Annotated in this window: 15 protein-coding genes and 1 tRNA gene; 3 read left to right on the top strand and 13 right to left on the bottom strand. The window is 44.4% G+C overall.

Annotation, left to right across the window (positions count from 1 at the left end; all coding sequences use genetic code 11):
* Positions 1-109 precede the first annotated feature (109 nt).
* Together gatA and gatC are read right to left on the bottom strand one after the other, a co-directional pair.
* Positions 110-1,573: an Asp-tRNA(Asn)/Glu-tRNA(Gln) amidotransferase subunit GatA gene (gatA, locus tag NZ952_04285; protein ID MCS7120404.1), complete on the bottom strand. Its 1,464-nt coding sequence runs from the start codon at positions 1,571-1,573 to the stop codon at positions 110-112.
* Between the two features lie 25 nt (positions 1,574-1,598).
* Positions 1,599-1,901, bottom strand: coding sequence for an Asp-tRNA(Asn)/Glu-tRNA(Gln) amidotransferase subunit GatC (gatC, locus tag NZ952_04290; GenBank protein MCS7120405.1), 303 nt, complete (start codon positions 1,899-1,901; stop codon positions 1,599-1,601).
* 201 nt (positions 1,902-2,102) lie between these two features.
* Here gatC and NZ952_04295 point away from each other — a divergent pair, with 201 nt between their 5' ends.
* A complete protein-coding gene (locus NZ952_04295; GenBank protein ID MCS7120406.1) occupies positions 2,103-2,654 on the top strand; it encodes a manganese efflux pump MntP family protein in 552 nt (183 codons plus the stop codon).
* 8 nt (positions 2,655-2,662) lie between these two features.
* Here the strand turns inward: NZ952_04295 and NZ952_04300 are convergent, their stop codons facing one another.
* On the bottom strand, positions 2,663-3,403 hold the full coding sequence (locus tag NZ952_04300; GenBank protein MCS7120407.1) for an HAD family hydrolase: 741 nt from the start codon (positions 3,401-3,403) through the stop codon (positions 2,663-2,665).
* A gap of 5 nt (positions 3,404-3,408) precedes the next feature.
* Positions 3,409-4,953, bottom strand: a complete 1,545-nt coding sequence (locus NZ952_04305; protein MCS7120408.1) for an AMP phosphorylase — start codon at positions 4,951-4,953, stop codon at positions 3,409-3,411.
* Positions 4,954-5,130: 177 nt separating this feature from the next.
* Here NZ952_04305 and NZ952_04310 point away from each other — a divergent pair, with 177 nt between their 5' ends.
* The gene (locus NZ952_04310; GenBank protein ID MCS7120409.1) at positions 5,131-5,661 is read left to right on the top strand and encodes a 4Fe-4S dicluster domain-containing protein; all 531 of its coding nucleotides are present in this window, start codon (positions 5,131-5,133) and stop codon (positions 5,659-5,661) included.
* Positions 5,662-5,728: 67 nt separating this feature from the next.
* Here the strand turns inward: NZ952_04310 and NZ952_04315 are convergent, their stop codons facing one another.
* Both NZ952_04315 and NZ952_04320 read right to left on the bottom strand, forming a co-directional pair.
* Positions 5,729-6,733: a D-glycerate dehydrogenase gene (locus tag NZ952_04315; protein MCS7120410.1), complete on the bottom strand. Its 1,005-nt coding sequence runs from the start codon at positions 6,731-6,733 to the stop codon at positions 5,729-5,731.
* Positions 6,734-6,778: 45 nt separating this feature from the next.
* A complete protein-coding gene (locus NZ952_04320; GenBank protein ID MCS7120411.1) occupies positions 6,779-7,711 on the bottom strand; it encodes a sugar phosphate isomerase/epimerase in 933 nt (310 codons plus the stop codon).
* A gap of 555 nt (positions 7,712-8,266) precedes the next feature.
* Here NZ952_04320 and NZ952_04325 point away from each other — a divergent pair.
* Positions 8,267-8,725, top strand: a complete 459-nt coding sequence (locus NZ952_04325) for a winged helix-turn-helix transcriptional regulator (GenBank protein ID MCS7120412.1) — start codon at positions 8,267-8,269, stop codon at positions 8,723-8,725.
* A gap of 181 nt (positions 8,726-8,906) precedes the next feature.
* Here NZ952_04325 and NZ952_04330 read toward each other — a convergent pair whose 3' ends face one another.
* From NZ952_04330 to NZ952_04360, 7 genes are all read right to left on the bottom strand, one after another.
* Positions 8,907-9,788, bottom strand: a complete 882-nt coding sequence (locus NZ952_04330) for a CoB--CoM heterodisulfide reductase iron-sulfur subunit B family protein (GenBank protein ID MCS7120413.1) — start codon at positions 9,786-9,788, stop codon at positions 8,907-8,909.
* Entirely contained in the window at positions 9,785-10,321 is a 537-nt protein-coding gene (locus NZ952_04335) for a 4Fe-4S dicluster domain-containing protein (GenBank protein MCS7120414.1), read from the bottom strand. The genes NZ952_04330 and NZ952_04335 overlap by 4 nt, the downstream gene beginning before the upstream one ends.
* Before the next feature lie 526 nt (positions 10,322-10,847).
* A tRNA-Pro gene (locus tag NZ952_04340) sits at positions 10,848-10,923 on the bottom strand.
* Between the two features lie 588 nt (positions 10,924-11,511).
* Positions 11,512-13,065: a beta-galactosidase BgaS gene (bgaS, locus tag NZ952_04345; protein ID MCS7120415.1), complete on the bottom strand. Its 1,554-nt coding sequence runs from the start codon at positions 13,063-13,065 to the stop codon at positions 11,512-11,514.
* 99 nt (positions 13,066-13,164) lie between these two features.
* Entirely contained in the window at positions 13,165-14,268 is a 1,104-nt protein-coding gene (locus tag NZ952_04350) for a M20/M25/M40 family metallo-hydrolase (protein MCS7120416.1), read from the bottom strand.
* Between the two features lie 31 nt (positions 14,269-14,299).
* Positions 14,300-15,484 (bottom strand): aspartate aminotransferase family protein, encoded by a 1,185-nt coding sequence (locus NZ952_04355; protein ID MCS7120417.1) that lies wholly within the window; start codon positions 15,482-15,484, stop codon positions 14,300-14,302.
* On the bottom strand, positions 15,477-16,280 hold the full coding sequence (locus NZ952_04360) for a [LysW]-aminoadipate/[LysW]-glutamate kinase (protein MCS7120418.1): 804 nt from the start codon (positions 16,278-16,280) through the stop codon (positions 15,477-15,479). Before NZ952_04360 ends, NZ952_04355 begins: the two co-directional genes overlap by 8 nt.
* Between the last annotated feature and the right edge of the window lie 16 nt (positions 16,281-16,296).

Genomic DNA, 16,296 nt, shown 5'->3' on the forward strand with positions numbered 1-16,296 from the left:
AAGAAATACCCGTGCTGTTCATTGGTATCTGTATGAACTGTATGCGATTCTCCAGAATATGCACACTTCGCCTTTTTCGGATCAGGTGACTTGGGAATATGCTTAGAAGTTAGATGTCCGGTCTCAGTCTATGGTAATGCGTGTTTTGTTGGTATAGAAACGCAATTTTAAAAATTGTATCTTCGTCGAATGGCTTTCCAATTATCTGCATGCCCACAGGGAGACCTTTCCTAAAGCCGCAGGGTATCGATGCTGCTGGGTTTCCAGTAAGGTTAGCCGGTACAGTCAAAATATCGCACATGTAAAGTGCTAATGGGTCATCTATCTTTTCTCCAATATTGAATGGTAGGACGGGCATAGTTGGACCGACGAGCACATTACATCTCTTCAAGGCTTTCTCGAAGTCCTTCCTCAGTAGCGTGCGGATTCTAAGCGCCTTAAGATAGTATTGGTTGTAATAGCCAGCTGATAATGCATAGGTGCCGAGTATTATGCGCCTCCGGACTTCTTGTCCAAACCCTAACCTCCTGTTTTCTGAGAATACATTAGACCAGTCGCCTTCATCTATTTCTTTCCGATACCCATACCTCAATCCATCATATCTGGCGAGGTTTGAACTCGCCTCCGACATTGCTATAATATAATAGGATGCTAACGCATATTTCACGCTTGGAATCGAAACCTCTTCTACGGTAGCTCCAAGATCTTCTAGTGTTGAAACAGCATCCATAACACATTCTTTCACGTCATCCTCTACTCCTTCTCCAAAAAACTCTTCGATTATACCGATCTTGTAGTTTCTCTCTTCATCTTCACTGGTTTTGAGATAATCTTTATTGGAAAAGTTTGCAGAGGTGCTGTCTAGTGGGTCATGTCCCGCTATCACTGATAGGATGAGAGCTGAGTCTTGGGCTTCTCTAGTAATAGGTCCGATCTGCTCTAGGCTGTTGGCATAAGAGATAAGTCCGCATCGGCTTACAAGTCCGTACGTGGGTTTAAGCCCAAAAGTGGAGCAGAAGCTTGAGGGACATCTTATCGATCCTCCGGTATCAGAGCCTAGGGCGACTGTAGCCTCCTCAGCTATGACTGCCGCGGCGCTACCCCCTGAGGAGCCTCCAGGCACTTTCTCTAAGTTCCATGGGTTTCGAGTTGCACCAAAATAGCTTGTTTCAGTAGTTGACCCCATTGCAAACTCATCCATGTTAGTCTTCCCTATGATGATCGCGTCCTCGGCCTTCAGCTTCGTTATTACGGTCGCATCGTATGGAGGAATGTAGTTCGCCAACATTCGCGACGCGCAAGTTGTGCGTAGATTCTTTGTGCTTATGTTGTCCTTGACAGCGACTGCTAACCCGGCTAGGCGCCCTACTTTTTCGCCTCTTCTAACTTTTTGATCTACCTCTCTGGCCTTTCTTAATGATTCTTCGGGCGTTAATGTTATGAATGCACGTATCCTGTCTTCTAAATTCCCAATTCTCTCTAATATTGACTCAATGTAGTCTTCAGCGGATAGTTCACATAACCTTATTTTTTCTACAACCTCAATTGCTGACAATTCGTATGGTTTCGCCATCTTTGAACCTCTAATCCGATATCAACTAAACCATTCTCGGAGATTTGAAGAAACGATTCTCTTTTCTGGGGGCATTTCTTAAGGGCTCATCGTTTGTGAGAGTGTTTCCAGGCTCATCTTTGCGATAAACATTCTTAAGATCAATTATATGGTATGTTGGCGGAATACCTCTAGTTTCCGCTTCATCAATAATTCTGAAGTATTCTAAGATTTTGTTGAACTGTTCGGTGAAGATCTCCTTTTCCACCTCGGTAAGGTGTATGCGCGCAAGCCAGGATATATGTTCAACCTCCTCTTTCGTGATGCGATTCTTGCCTTTAAAGGCCATGTTCTCCACTCTCGAATTTATCTAAGGAATATGAAGCGGATTGATTTAATGGTTTTTGCCACAACACCCTAAATGTGAAGATTAATGAATGATACTTATTTGCCGATAGAGCAAGATTAGCGGAGAAGTGTTTATTCGTAAGATTTTTATTATGCCACTGATTTTCAGTCTGACAAAAAACCGGCCGGGAAAGAGAAGCTAATGGAACTCGCTGAAACACTTTTTGTAGCGTTAAGTCTTGCTATGGACTGTTTCTCGGTATCGGTCACTAATGGCTTAGCGACAAAAAGTAATAGGATTTTGAATAGTTTAAAGGTTGGATTCTCCTTCGGGTTTTTTCAGACTTCTATGCCCTTAATCGGCTGGCTAGGAGGGGTCATGCTGGCCGATTTAATTTCTGAATTAGATCATTGGATAGGCTTTCTTCTCCTTTCTATTATAGGTTCTAAGATGATCCTTGAAACTCTTAAGGAGGAGGCAGCTGATTCCCTAATACTGTCGTTCCATGTTTTGCTCGTTTTATCAGTTGCAACAAGCATTGATGCCTTGGTAGTCGGGGTGAGCCTAGCAATTCTAGGGATGCCTATAATGATTGCAGCACCTCTGTTTGGATTAGTGACATTTTTCCTATCTTTCATTGGAATGCAGCTTGGGCATAAGCTTGGCGCAATATTTGGGCGTAGAGTCGGGATTATAGGCGGGCTCATACTCATCGGGGTTGGAATTAAGATACTCTTGGGACATATTGCTTAGAGAAGAGATCAGTAAGAACGTTGGCTCAATTCTTCTATAGCTCTAACAACATCAATCAGTCTATGAACTTCAAAGTCAAATTCAACCTCGCTCAGGTTCTTTTCTCTTTTAGGATTATACCATATGGCTTTCATTCCAGCTTTCCTTGCGCCGACGATATCTTTATGCAGAAGGTCGCCTACATGAACTGCTTCATCTGGTCTAACCTGGAGATTATTAAGGGCTTTGTCAAACATTGCCTTATGGGGTTTGTTGTAGCCAACCTCGTCAGAGAAGACTGTTACATCTAGAAGTGGCAAGATCCCATGATCCTCTAAAACTTTTCTTAGAATGCTTCCCGGAGTCAAGCCGCTGTCACTTATTATTCCCAGCCGGTATTTGTTTCTAAGAATCCTCAATACATCTCCCGCGTCCTTCACCAGTGGTGGAGGATTTTTAGCAGCAACCTCTGTTAAATGTTTTTTCACCGCCCACTTCAGCTCAGGGCTCAGTTCCAGAGATAAGTTTCTGATGAATAGCTCTATCCTGTCTTCTATAGGTACGAAGCGATGATCCTCTGTTTGATCTATCATTCGTATGTATTCTTGGACTTTATTGTAAGCCTCTTTTATTACCTCTTCTGTCCTAGGCTGATTGATACATTTAAGCATCTGCTGCAAGTATCTCGCTCTATCCGGCCAGTAGTCTTTCTCTTCGAGAAGAGTATTCCACAGGTCGAATGTGACCGCTTTTATCAAGACACTTAGCAACCATCCTACCTATCAATCATAAACGTTTTCTTAGTTACTGGAATCTCTCTTATCTCGTGGATCAGCATATCCCTGCGTTCACCGACGCCAAGGACGTATGAGCCTTCAAGCTCGTCAATCGCCCTTTGAAGCTTGACGCTGCTGTTAGCATAAATAGTGAAGAGAGGATCATCTTCACCTACAGCGTCGCCTAGCTTCTTGTGAAGATAGACTCCTGCACCTTTATCTTTAGGTGCACCTGCTAGCCTAGCTAATTCAACCAGAGAAGCATTGTTTATCCAGAGTACGAATCCTTTCTTATCAGATCTAACCGTAAATGTTTTATCTCCAACCTCAATATCTGACGGCATAATCTTCGGATCTCCGCCCTGCGCCTCTATGATCTCTCTAAGTTTTGCCTCAGCCTTTCCCGACTTGATCATCTCTAGAGCAATCTCCTTCCCATTGCTTATGCCGCTCATCCCGATCAGAATGCCTGCAATGTTCACCGCCTTGTCTAATAGGTCGGGCACGTAACTCTCCCCTATTAATAGGGATAAAGCCTCTCTTGCTTCGAGGGCTGGACCTATTGCGCATCCTACAGGTTGCTCTCCATAGGTTACAGCACATTGAACTTTGATTCCTAGGCGCCTTCCAAGTTCAATAAAATCTTTCGCCAGAAGATCCGCATCGCCTATAGTCTTTACTTTTGTCCCTCTTCCCGTTGGAATATCAACGACAAGCATTTTGGCGCCAACCGCCTTCTTCTTACTCATTATCGATGGCAGAAGAAGCGGGTCTATGGAAAGCGGATGTTCAACCCTTATGAATATGTCGTCCGCGGGCGCCATGTCAAGTGCCCCTCCCCAAACGATACATCCATCAGTCCTCTCTACAACTTTCTCCATTTCGCTCTTAGACAATTGGACTGGCATGAGTATCTCCGCCCTGTCTGCCGTCCCTGCCGCCGATGTTATGGCTCGTGAAGAAGATTTTGGTATAGTCAAACCAGCGGCCGCGACGATTGGAACGACTAGCAGCGTCGTCTTGTCTCCAGGCACACCGCCAATAGAATGCTTGTCAACAATCAATTGTTTGTTTATTTTGAGAACGTTTCCCGTCTCCACCATCGCCATTGAAAGGCTCGTTGCTTCATCTAGGTCTAATCCATAGATGTGGAGGGATGTAACAAAAGAAGCAATCTCGATCTCGCTTAGATTCCCCTTGACTACGTCATTAACTATTTCGAGAATCTCTTCATAGGTAAGTTTCCTCCGTGCCAACTTATTCCTTATAAAGTATACAGATGCCGGTGGTGGCGAAACCTGAACTTCAACCTCATCGCCATCGCTTAGATTAAGGGCTTCTTTAACTTCCCTGTAAACTCCCAAAGTCCCCTTCTCGATAAGCATATCAGTAATGTTCACTATCGCTGTTATCTCCCTCGAATCTTTTCTTACCCTAATTCTTTCTAAACTTGTTACGACGAGGTCGTCAGCGTCTTCTCGATTGAGGACAACAACCTTTTTCCCGCCAGCTTCTAATCCAAGAAACTTAGACTTAAGATTCATTCAAATTTCGCCCCATAATTCTTCTCTGCGCTGAAGCCTAAAACCTGCATGATATTTTCAAATGAAAGATAAAAAGCATTCGTAGACTCGCAAACCGCTTGCTAAAGTATAAATGCGATGAGCTGTTGATGCGGAAAAGTAATATACTCTGACGCTACGATTTTAATTTGATGTGGAATGTCTGAGAAAGAGCATATATGGATCTCAAGGGATTATGCAAGATGCAGTGGCTGTAGAAGATGCGAGATTGTCTGCTCGCTAAGCCATGAAGGAAAGATCTGGCCCGAGGCATCAAGGATCAGAGTCTTCATGCTTGTACCTAGCGTTGAAGTTCCGCACCTATGTGCCCAATGTAATGATTATCCATGTGTAGCAGCATGTCCTACAAACGCTCTTTCCGTTAATATGGAGACAGAGGCTGTCATAGTAAATAAAGAGAGATGCGTGGCATGCGGAAAATGTATAGAGGCTTGCCCGGGAAAAGTTCCGTTCATCCACCCCAAAGAGAATTATGCGGTGATCTGCGACCTATGTGGAGGAGATCCGAAGTGCGTTCAGGTTTGCAGGGAGGGGGGATGGGGCGCATTAGATATAATGAGGAAAGATGATAGTCTATCATTCAAGTTGTATGCGAAAAGGCCTGAGGAGATTACACGAAATCTTCTCATTAAGCTTTATGGGGAGAGTTTGGCTGAGAAGATTTTTTAGATTGTACTGACAGAAAACTTTACATAAAAAAGGGGATAGTTCTCATCCAAGTAATGAGAATGTGCTGTCAGCGTTTCTTTTGTTCACTAATTTCTAAGACTTCCTTATTTACTAAATTTGGCGGGACCCTTCCCTCAAGTATTGCTGCCATGTTCTCGGCAGCCATGATCGCCATCTTGGTTCTGGTTTCTATACTGGCACTTGCTATATGCGGCGCTGCTGTTACATTATCAAGCTGCAAAAGAGGATTATTTGGGCTTGTAGGCTCTTCCTCCCAAACATCTAGTCCGGCACCCCATATCCAGCCTTCTTTCAGCGCTTTATATAGCGCTTTCTCGTCAACAACTGGTCCACGTGAAGTGTTGATTAGGCATGCTGTCTTCTTCATTAATTTAAGTGTTTTCTCATTGATGAGATGATAGGTCTGTGGCATTAGCGGAACATGGACCGAAACGAAGTCGGACATTTTCAAGAGTGTTTCTAAGTCTGTGAATTCGGCTCCTATCTCCTTCTCTGCCTGCTCATTTCTAACGACATCATAATAGAGGATCTTCATATTCATACCCTTTGCTCTTCTCGCCATCGCCTGGCCAATCCGCCCCATGCCTATTATGCCAATGGTCTTTCCCCACACATCTTGGCCTGTCATCATCATAAGGTCCCATTGAACCTTCCATTTTCCAGTTCTTACATATCTGTCTGCTTCTGCAACCCTTCTGGCTACCGCCATCAATAATGCGAAGGCGAAGTCCGCAGTGGTCTCGGTTAAAACTCCAGGCGTGTTCGTTACGTATATTCCCTTCTTGGTTGCGGCCTCTACGTCAATGTTATCATATCCGACGGCGATTTGGCTAATGCCGCGGAAGCTGGGTCCCGCAGCGTCAATAACCTCCTTGTCTATACGTTCTGTCAAAAGGCAGATTAGGCCATCTACTTGTTTCACCTTCTCGATTATGAGACTTTTCGGCGGGCGTGTCTCCTCTGTCCAGCATTCCACATCGAATTTAGGTCGAAGTATCTGTAGCGCTGCCTCCGGAATTCTTGTTGTTACATAAATCTTTTTTCTATTCAATTCATTCACCTCAAACGCTGTGGAAAAGTTGTTCATTATCCTTTTTTAGATTTTCGACCAAGCTTCTGCAAACATCCTTTTTGAACCTGCAATTATAGCCTCTGAGGATTCTCCTGATGACGGTTTCACCTCGAAGCTTATTACTGGCCGCTTGGTTACGGCTTTCTTGTCGAAGTACCCTATTTCCTTAAGAATCTTTAGGAATTCGATCAATTCTTTAACCGAGTTTTCTCCACCCTTAATTCCCAATCGTGGATGCTGATCGCCATACTGCGGATGATTCTTATCCTTCAAAATGCAGTTTCCGACATGAACATGCTCTAGGTATTTTGCTGCAGCAGTCAGTGATTGCTTTGGGGTCTCATGAAGTAATGGAAGATGGCTTAGATCAACTGTCAAGCCGATGTTCTCATACTCCTCCCTTACAGACTTGACAACATCCGCTGCTTCGGCGGTCGGACCAACTAGAAGCTTCTTGTCATAATCTCTGTCGAAGTTCTCAAGTGATATCATCAAAATGTAGTCCTTTGCATTTTCTCTTGCATATTCACAGATTTTCTTCAAAGAATCCTGGAGAAGATTTCTGGCTTCACTACGTTTTCTGGCTTCAACGTCAGGTCCGCTTGCTATGGCCATAATCTTTGCGCCAAGCATATAAGCTTCGTCAACTAGACTCTTTACGCCTTCGATTGCCTTCATTCTTGTCTTCTCATCGAAAGAGTTCAGATCGAGTTTCTGCATTAAGATTGGCGGCCCTGCGCAGTAAACTACATCCATATAGGCTGAATCTAAAATACTTGCAACCTTAGTTCGGATCTCTATATCCTTTATCCATGAAACCTCTATCGCTCCAAAAGAATCGTCAGCAACAATCTTGCTGAGAGTTTCAAGGATCGGACCTTCTCCACGTAATGTCTCGGGATAGATCATCGGATGAACTATTCCTAAACTCACTACCTCACTCCAAGACTTTCTCATCAAACCTTCCCTCGCATCATTCAGAGTGAAAATTATTTTCTGTTGGAGAAAATATTAATCTTACCTATCCTAAACATTTCCACTAAATTTACTAAATTAGATAAGGTGAAAACATAGATAGTATTCACGATGGAACATTTTTACCCATTTTCAGGTACTAAATGTAACATAAATTTAAATATATGTTACAAATTGCATTATAATTAGAGACACTATGACCATTTATGCGATTAGAAGGAAGAATACTTCAGCAAAGTCTAAGAGTAGACCGAAGTTAATTAGCGCGTGCGGACTAGATTGTGAGTCATGTCCCTACCATCTACTAGACAACGTTGAAGATTGGTGTCCGGGTTGCTGGGAGATTGAGCAGTGTTCGATAAGAGATTGCGCTGAGAGAAGGAATATTAGCGTATGCTCTGACTGCAACCTATACCCATGCACAAACATTATGCGTGGTTCTCGTTCTATGATCGAACGAGTAGCCCTATAACACTGGTGAAATTAAAGGCTTAGCCTTTTATATAACTAGTCGACATTGAGTTATGAGTGAAATTCATGAGGCAAACGTTAGATGATCTCGACCATAAGATAATACGTCAAATCACAAGCGGCGTCCATTCTTATGATGAACTTGCAAGATCATGTAATGTTGGAAGGAATACCATATATCGGCGGATAGAGAGGCTTGAGAAGCAGGGATTAATAACTAAAAGGATAACAGCTTTTCCGAATTTTGAGAAACTGGGATTGTCGGCTGTGATCTTGGGCATAAACGTGAATACGGAAGACCTCGATAAGATGATCTCTTTCCTTAAGAGGCAGAGTCAGGTGAAGTTTCTCTGGAAGACTTATGGTACTCATGACATTATCGTTGCCATAATTTGTGATAAGGGAGACGTGGGTGAATGCATTTACAATCTCCGAAATGCGCTTGAAAAAATGGGAATAAGGGTGCAGGGCTTAGACGTTTCCACAAGCATATCTTGGGAGAAGATCGACCTTACACCCTATTAAGAAGTATAATCTGCGCGATTTAGTGGCTTACAGTGGGGAAATGGTCCGCGCACTTTTTAGATTGGTCTGTACCACAGTGCCGGCATTTGCTTCTCCTTTGATTTAAGGATCCTCTACTAGACTCGATTCCACTATGCAATATTAGGGGGCTCACATTAGCCTAGCTCACTGGTATGAGTGTTTATGCTTTAACAATTTTGAGGATCGAATCCGGTTTTATTCTTAATTCATTGATCTTCATTTCTTCGGCTGTTAGACCCATGGCAAGTCCTAGTAGTTGTGTATAGTGAAGGATGGTGATGCCGATTTTAACGTTGAAAGTCCTCTCTATGCGAGGTTGATTCAAATCATACATCATGTAGCAGAATGGGCATATTGTTACAAGCGCGTCCGCGCCTACAGCTTTAATGTTCATAAGCTTCTCCTTCGCCATGCTGAGGGGGATCTCCTCGTTAACACCAATTATTGGGTTGCCACAACAGTCAGTCTCTCCCGGATACTTAACGCATTCGGCGCCCGTAGCCTCTATGAGGTCTTTTAGGATGAACATGTTGTCCGGGTTGTCTCTCCCGATGTACTCAGCAGGTCTAAAGGCATGGCATCCTAAATGCTGCGCTACCTTTAATCCTTTAAGAGGCTTTACAATGGCTTCCCTTATCTTATCTAATTTAACGTCCTCTGTAAGGACGTGGATCAAATGTTTGACCTGTGTCGTTCCTTTGAATTCCATCCCCACATGTCGAAGATAATTGTTGATCCTTTCTCGCAGTTCCTTGTCTCTCTTTAGTAGAATGTTTGCCTTGTTAAGCGTACCAAAGCATCCATTGCAGAGGGTCATGATGCTGAGCCCAAGTCTTTCGGCGATGCAAAGGTTCCTAGCCGCCAATGTGAACATAAGTTCATGATTTACTGGGTCTGCTGGGAAGCCGCAGCAGTTAAAATCCGGCATCTCCTCAATTTTAACTTCCAGCCTCTCTAGAACCCTCCTTGCTGAGATCTCATAGCTGGGCAGCCTGTATGGAATAACGCACCCAAGAAAAAGGAGATATTTCTGTACGGTCATTCAATCTTAACCTTCTCAAACACTTCAACGTCCTCCAGGATGGCAGCCATGCCTGTAGCATTAAAGATTTTGATTATATCATCTATGTTTGCTTTTGGCAAAGGCGGCAGCCCATCCTCACTCCTCTTCTTCACTCTTGATTCCGGGATAATGTAGACGTAGCCCGTCTTCATAAGATTGGATAGTAGCGCCTTATACACGGATGGAATAACCCTCTTCTCTTTCACCATGAGGTTCGTCAATGCCATGACTATGCTTGCCACTTCAACCTTCTGTGGGCATTGATCAACACAATTGAAACATTTGGAACAGAGCCACAGATGAGTGTTTGAGAGCAGCTTATCTCTCAGCCCAAACTGTACCATTCTAACTATTCTACGAGGTTTGTATAGGTCGCTGAATCTTGCGATCGGGCAGTCTGCTGTGCAAGTTCCGCATTGGAAACAGAGCATAATCCGCTCTGCTCCGCTTAACCCGCATACCTCGTATTTGAATTTCGGGTCAATCGTCATGGCGCTTTCAGCTTTCTCCATCAATAGCAATCCTCACTTTCGTTACTCATTGAAGGACTTGCACCAATCTTGTTTAGATCTTCAGCCATTTCTTTAATAAGGCTTGCTGATTTGCCTCCTTTAGCGATTGAGGCACATCCATATACCCGCATGAAGATAAGAGGAGATGTTTTCCACTAAAATTGATCCGCGAATAGAAAGATAAGAGTTCAACCAGAAAGAGGCTTGGCCCCGAGTCTTACCGGGTTTTTTAATATCTTGTGAGAAAGCATCATATGTAAATAGCCGAGGCATAAAACCTAGAGTAAAATAGGCAGGTTTCCACTATTATATTCTATGTCCTCTTTAGACGAGGAAATTTGTTTCACAATATAGTTTTATCCGAACCAAATAATGTATATATTTCATGTGCACAAGACAAAACATTTTCCTATCGTCGTATACCCTGAACTTGTCTCCCTGTTTTCCCAATTTTTCTCTAGATTCTAGCTTCTCTATTTCCCTTTTCATAATCCATAATGAAAAAATGGGGTCAAGATTGTACAGATGGGGCCGCTGGGATTTGAACCCAGGACCTCGCGAGCCCCAGTCGCGAATCTTAGACCAAGCTGGACCACGGCCCCTCTAAATATTTCCAAAGCCTAACTCTTTTATCTCAGTTAATACTCGAAAACTGCTTCTATTAAAGTTTGAGCTTCTGCAACTATTCCTGCAGCTCTTCTGTTCTTGCTTCTCGAGTCTCGTCTTAATGTGCATTCAAGATAATGTTTCAACTTCCATTTTTAAGGGTTTGGCATCGGTCATCTCCTTTCTTTGTTAAACCTATAGACGTGGTCACACACCTATAGGCATATGAATTAGACTGGACGTCGCATTTTTCGATAGCGTAAATGGGTTAACCTTCTTGAATAAGAAAGGCTCTGATTGAATATTGTTATAGATTGACGGCTTTAGTCTCATTGGATGTGCAGGTATGTGTTAATGGCCTTAAACAATTCTTATGGCGTATGATATGTTGCGCCTAAGAATGACCAGATTCTTTGCAGCCTATCTTCTGCCATTCCCCATCTCGGTTATCATCAACACATTCGGACATGAATTGAACATGTAAGACGAGGGGTTCTCATGTTGGCTTCAGGACCCGTTCGGGCTATGCATGAAAGTTGTTTAGAAGTTTATGGATAACCCGATCTCATTTGTACTAATCATTTTCAAAATATAGTTTTTTCCTCAATAATTCTACAAACGGCGTTTACCTTCTCAACGTCTCCTGACTCCACAATTCTCCTGTAAACCTCGGCGCTCTTTCTCGGTATTCTCTCTTTCGATTTAGAGTCTACAGCGTATAACCCGAACCTCATTTTGAAACCTCTGGCCCACTCATAATTATCCATTAACGACCAATGCATATAACCTCTAACATCAATCTTATCTCTATTTATAGCTTCGTCGACCGCCTTTAAGTGATCAAGGAGAAACTTTGGCCTTAACATATCCTTAGCATCCGCGACACCATTTTCAGTCACGTAAATGGGTTTTCCATAATCTCTCACCTGTCTCAGAACCTCTATGAGGCCGTTAGGGTAGATCTCCCATCCGAAGTCTGAGGTTGGCAGCTGACCTCTTGAGGTCGAGTTTGGCTCGCATGCAAATCCGTATCCAGGCATGAGTTCAGGCTGGGACGGGACTCCTAGTGCTAGGCGGGCGAGCAGAGACCTTTTACCCTTCACGACAAAGCGGGTGTAATAGTTCACGCCCAGCCAGTCCATCCTCTCTCTCATGTAAGCCTTCGCGTCCTTGTTGCCTGAGTCAGCCCTAAATTTGAGAGGGCCCATTGTGACGGCGCGAAGGAAGTAATGATTATGCATGAAGTCCATCGCCTTCGCCGCCGATGCATCTGCAGAATTATCGGAGAATGGTTCAACAGGGATTAGATTGTGAATTATGCCTACCTCGGCTGGTGAATGACTTTCATAATCAGCCTTAACAGTATCCCACTTCTTGATCGCATCATAAGCTCTTGCATGCGCTAAGGCGATGTTAACTGATGCTTTTCTGTACGCTCTAAAGTTCCTTACGCCAGGCGGAAATCCAGACTCAACTGTCAGGTATCCCGCCTCCGACACGACCATAGGCTCATTAAAAGTAGCCCAGTAATCCACTATATCACCTAATTTCCAAGCAATATACGCAGCGTACTTCACAAACTCTATTATTGACGTTCGGTCAAGCCAGCCGCTTGGGCCTCTCCTAAACCCCTTTTCTCGAAGAACTATCGGGTTATGAATCCATAGTGGAAGAGTGAAGTGATTTAGGCAGACAAAGACCTTAAAACCCGTCTCTCTAAGGTTCTCTATTATCCGCCTATAATGATTCACTGCATCATTGTCTGCGAATTTCTCAAGCTCCTCAATTGATCGTTCGTCCACTTCTATCTTGCAGGCGTTGCCGTCGTCAGCCAACTCTAAACCAGCATCTACACTATGGGTGCTCTTCGGAAATATTCTGCTCCACTCTAACCCTATTCTGAATACATTAAGACCGAGACCCTTCGCCATCTCATGATCCGCCTTATATCTATGCCAATAATCGACGCCGTCCTCCGGAAAATCACCGCTTACAATTCCCTCTCTGATGTTTCTTTCGTCATGCACCCACACATACCAGTCCGTATTCGGGTCGAGACCTCGCCTAAAAGGATCGCCCATCTCGAACTGAAAGCCACTTAAAGAGACGCCCCAAAGAAAATTTTCAGGAAAAACCAAATAATCCACCGTCCAATGGAAGATGTGATAGGTTTGCAATAAACATTTTGCATTACTTTTAAACCAGTATAGGTGAAATCAACCCTAAACGCTTCAGTTTCAACCGACACGGTGCAAAATTCTTCTTATGACACCTTCATAGACATTTATGCTTGACAGGTACTCCTCGACCTCTATAAACTCCACCGGAGTGTGTGCGAGACTTGAGTTTCCAGGACCATATGTCGCCACTGGGATTTTCAAAGTCGAACCATAAATATTCATGTCGCCGGTACCCGTCTTCCTAACGAACACTGCGTTTAAACCCGTAACCTCACAGATCGCTTCCCTGAGCGCTTTCATCAACGCTGACCCCCTATCGGCCACGAAGGGCTCAACCATATCTTTAATCTTTATATCTATTGAGACCTGCTTATTCTCAGCCTTGAAAGCGTCAACAGCATTATTTAGAATCTCTATTGCCTCATTAACCTTTATTTTAGGGGGAAGCCTAACGTCGACGTCCAGATTACAGATGTCCGGCACGCCGCCGCATGTTCTCCAACTTCTTAGACCAATCAGGCATGGGGTGAGAGAATAGAAGATCCCCTGCTTAGATCTATAGGTCTCCGAAAGATCCCTCAGCCTCCACCAAAGTTGACAACCTTTTTCAGCCGCATTAATAGCAATATGCTGCGCTCCAACATGCCCGGTGGGAGTAGATAGCCTGAATCTAACATAGACTCTTCCTTTATATGCGAAAGTAATTTTGCAAATGCCGCTCGGCTCGCCGAACAGGGCGAAGTCAGCTCTAACCCCCTCACGTATTAGACCGCGTATGCCTCTCCCAAAACCCTCCTCGTCAACTACGCAGGCAAGGATCAGTCTTCCAGTTTTAAGATGATCTAGAAATTTTGAAGCGGCTGATATCATGGCTGCTAGAGGTGCCTTAGCGTCAACGGCACCCCGACCGTAAATTCTGCCCCCTTCAACTTTTACTGTCATTCTTCCTGGAACGGTGTCCATGTGCCCGCAAAACATCAGTGTGGGCGAACCCGAACCAATCTCCCCGTAGACATTACCGACTTTGTCAAGTCTAACCTTGCTAAAGCCTCTTTCAGTCAGCTCAACATATAAGAAGGATGCTAACTCAGACTCGCTTCCTGATGGGCTGTAGATCTCAAGCATCCTTCGAAGTAACTCTACGTCTGCTTCTCCACTCATTATTTTCATTCCCCTCAGTCTTAATCGGCGGCTACGCGCTTTCTGTGAATACTTCCCTCAATATTTCGACTGCTTTTTCTAGGAGATCCTCGCCTATGACGAGGGGGGGCAATAACCTTATCACATTTTTTCCCGAGTATAAGAGGAGCAAACCCTTGTATAGAGCGCTCAGAAGAAACTTTTGAATTGGAAGCCTACACTCCAGGCCTATCATGAGGCCTAAGCCTCGAACCTCCCGTAGAATCTTGAATTCTTCAACAAGCCCCTCAAGCATTACATGCATTTTCTCTCCTAATGTACGAGCTCTCTCAACCAGCTTCTCTTCGACTATAATGTCGAGAACTGCTGAGGCTGCTGCACATGCGATTGGGTTCCCGCCGAAGGTACTTGTATGCTCCCCTATCTTCAGGCAGTCCATGATCTCGGGCTTCGCGACAGTTGCTCCTATAGGAACGCCGCCCCCTAATCCTTTGCCTATGCACATAATGTCTGGCACTACGCCCCAATGTTCGCAAGCCCACATACGCCCTGTCCTACCTAGCCCTGTCTGGATCTCATCTACGATCATGAGGGCGCCGTTCTCGTCGCATGTTCTGCGGATGGATTCTAAGAAGCCTTCAGGGGCAACGTGTACCCCTCCCTCCCCTTGAACGGGTTCGACAATTACAGCTGCTGTCCTATCCGATATAGCCTCAGCAACATTTTCAGATCTGCCATATGGCACAAACTTAACTTCTGAATTGATGATAGACTGGAATGATTCGCGATATTTTAGATCCCATGTTACTGAAAGTGCGCCTAACGTCTTGCCATGATAACCTCTAACCATGCTTATGAATTCGGATCTTCCGGTAAATTTGGCGGCAACCTTTAAAGCGCATTCTACTGCCTCGGCACCGCTATTGCAGAGAAAAACCCTCTCTAACCCCTTAGGGCAAAGTTGAATCAGTTTTTCAAGGAACTCGGCCCTAATATCATTATAGTATGAGCCGTGGCAGGTTATGAGCCTCTCACACTGCTCCTTCAGCGCCTTAACAACTTTGGGGTGGCAGTGGCCGACTATGCCTACGCCATATCCTCCCATACAGTCTATATACTCTTTACCTTTAACGTCGTAAAGTATAGCACCTTTGCCACGAGTTATGGCGGCGGGAAATTTCTGGTAAACCTTCGCGAAAACCCTATCCTCAACAGCGAAGATCACTTCTTCATCCAATTGTGATCACTGTGCCAACATTATGTGTGAGGGCGCTTGTTACAGGAGCTTCAATAAAACCAGTGGATATGATTGCCTCCTTAACTCCCATCTTAAGGGCTTCTATTGATGCCATTACCTTCTTATCCATGCCAGGTCCAATTTTCGGCAAAGCTTTTTCAGCTTCCCAAAGCGTCATCTTTCTTACATATTTGTCATTCAATATGACGCCCTCGACATCTGTTAAGAACACGACGTGCTCAGCCTTGAGCGCGCCAGCTATTTGACCAGCAGCCCTATCTGCATCAACGTTCAAAAACTCATTCTCTTCTCCAATAGCGACGGGGGCGACTACTGGAACATACCCATTATCGACTAGAACATTCAGGATCTTTGTCTCCACGGCAGTGATCCTGCCTGTGAACCCTCCCTCTATCACCCTTTTCCTATTCCGCTCATCTATTATGACTAGTCTCTTCTTTCTTTCAGCTTTCAGGAGGCCTGCATCGACGCCGGATATGCCGACTGCGTGAACCCCCAAGCCTACCAGACGCTGGACAATAGCCTTGTTTATCCTGCCAGCCATAACCATCGTATAGATCTCCGCTGTCTCTCTGTCTGTATACCTGCTCCTTATTCCCCCCGGGGAGGTAACAAAAACCTGCTTCTTTCCCAGTCTCTCAGCGATTTCCGTAACCTCATCTCCGCCGCCGTGAACTATGACCACCTTCTCTACACCTAGTAGAGACTTCACATCATTGACAAGCGTATCTGTCATCCCTTTGAAGATGTCTCCGCCAAACTTCAAGATGATCATGAGGAGTTCTCCTAGA

It is taken from the genome of Candidatus Bathyarchaeota archaeon, from assembly GCA_025059045.1.
Lineage (GTDB): Archaea > Thermoproteota > Bathyarchaeia > Bathyarchaeales > DTEX01 > JANXEA01.

Coding starts and splice junctions, on each gene's coding strand:
- NZ952_04305 (MCS7120408.1), bottom strand. CDS start 4,953: ATGAATCTTAAGTCTAAGTTTCTTGGATTAGAAGCTGGCGGGAAAAAG.
- NZ952_04360 (MCS7120418.1), bottom strand. CDS start 16,280: ATGATCATCTTGAAGTTTGGCGGAGACATCTTCAAAGGGATGACAGAT.
- NZ952_04335 (MCS7120414.1), bottom strand. CDS start 10,321: ATGGAGAAAGCTGAAAGCGCCATGACGATTGACCCGAAATTCAAATAC.
- NZ952_04310 (MCS7120409.1), top strand. CDS start 5,131: ATGTCTGAGAAAGAGCATATATGGATCTCAAGGGATTATGCAAGATGC.
- NZ952_04330 (MCS7120413.1), bottom strand. CDS start 9,788: ATGACCGTACAGAAATATCTCCTTTTTCTTGGGTGCGTTATTCCATAC.
- NZ952_04295 (MCS7120406.1), top strand. CDS start 2,103: ATGGAACTCGCTGAAACACTTTTTGTAGCGTTAAGTCTTGCTATGGAC.
- NZ952_04325 (MCS7120412.1), top strand. CDS start 8,267: ATGAGGCAAACGTTAGATGATCTCGACCATAAGATAATACGTCAAATC.
- NZ952_04350 (MCS7120416.1), bottom strand. CDS start 14,268: ATGAGTGGAGAAGCAGACGTAGAGTTACTTCGAAGGATGCTTGAGATC.
- gatA (MCS7120404.1), bottom strand. CDS start 1,573: ATGGCGAAACCATACGAATTGTCAGCAATTGAGGTTGTAGAAAAAATA.
- NZ952_04320 (MCS7120411.1), bottom strand. CDS start 7,711: ATGAGAAAGTCTTGGAGTGAGGTAGTGAGTTTAGGAATAGTTCATCCG.
- gatC (MCS7120405.1), bottom strand. CDS start 1,901: ATGGCCTTTAAAGGCAAGAATCGCATCACGAAAGAGGAGGTTGAACAT.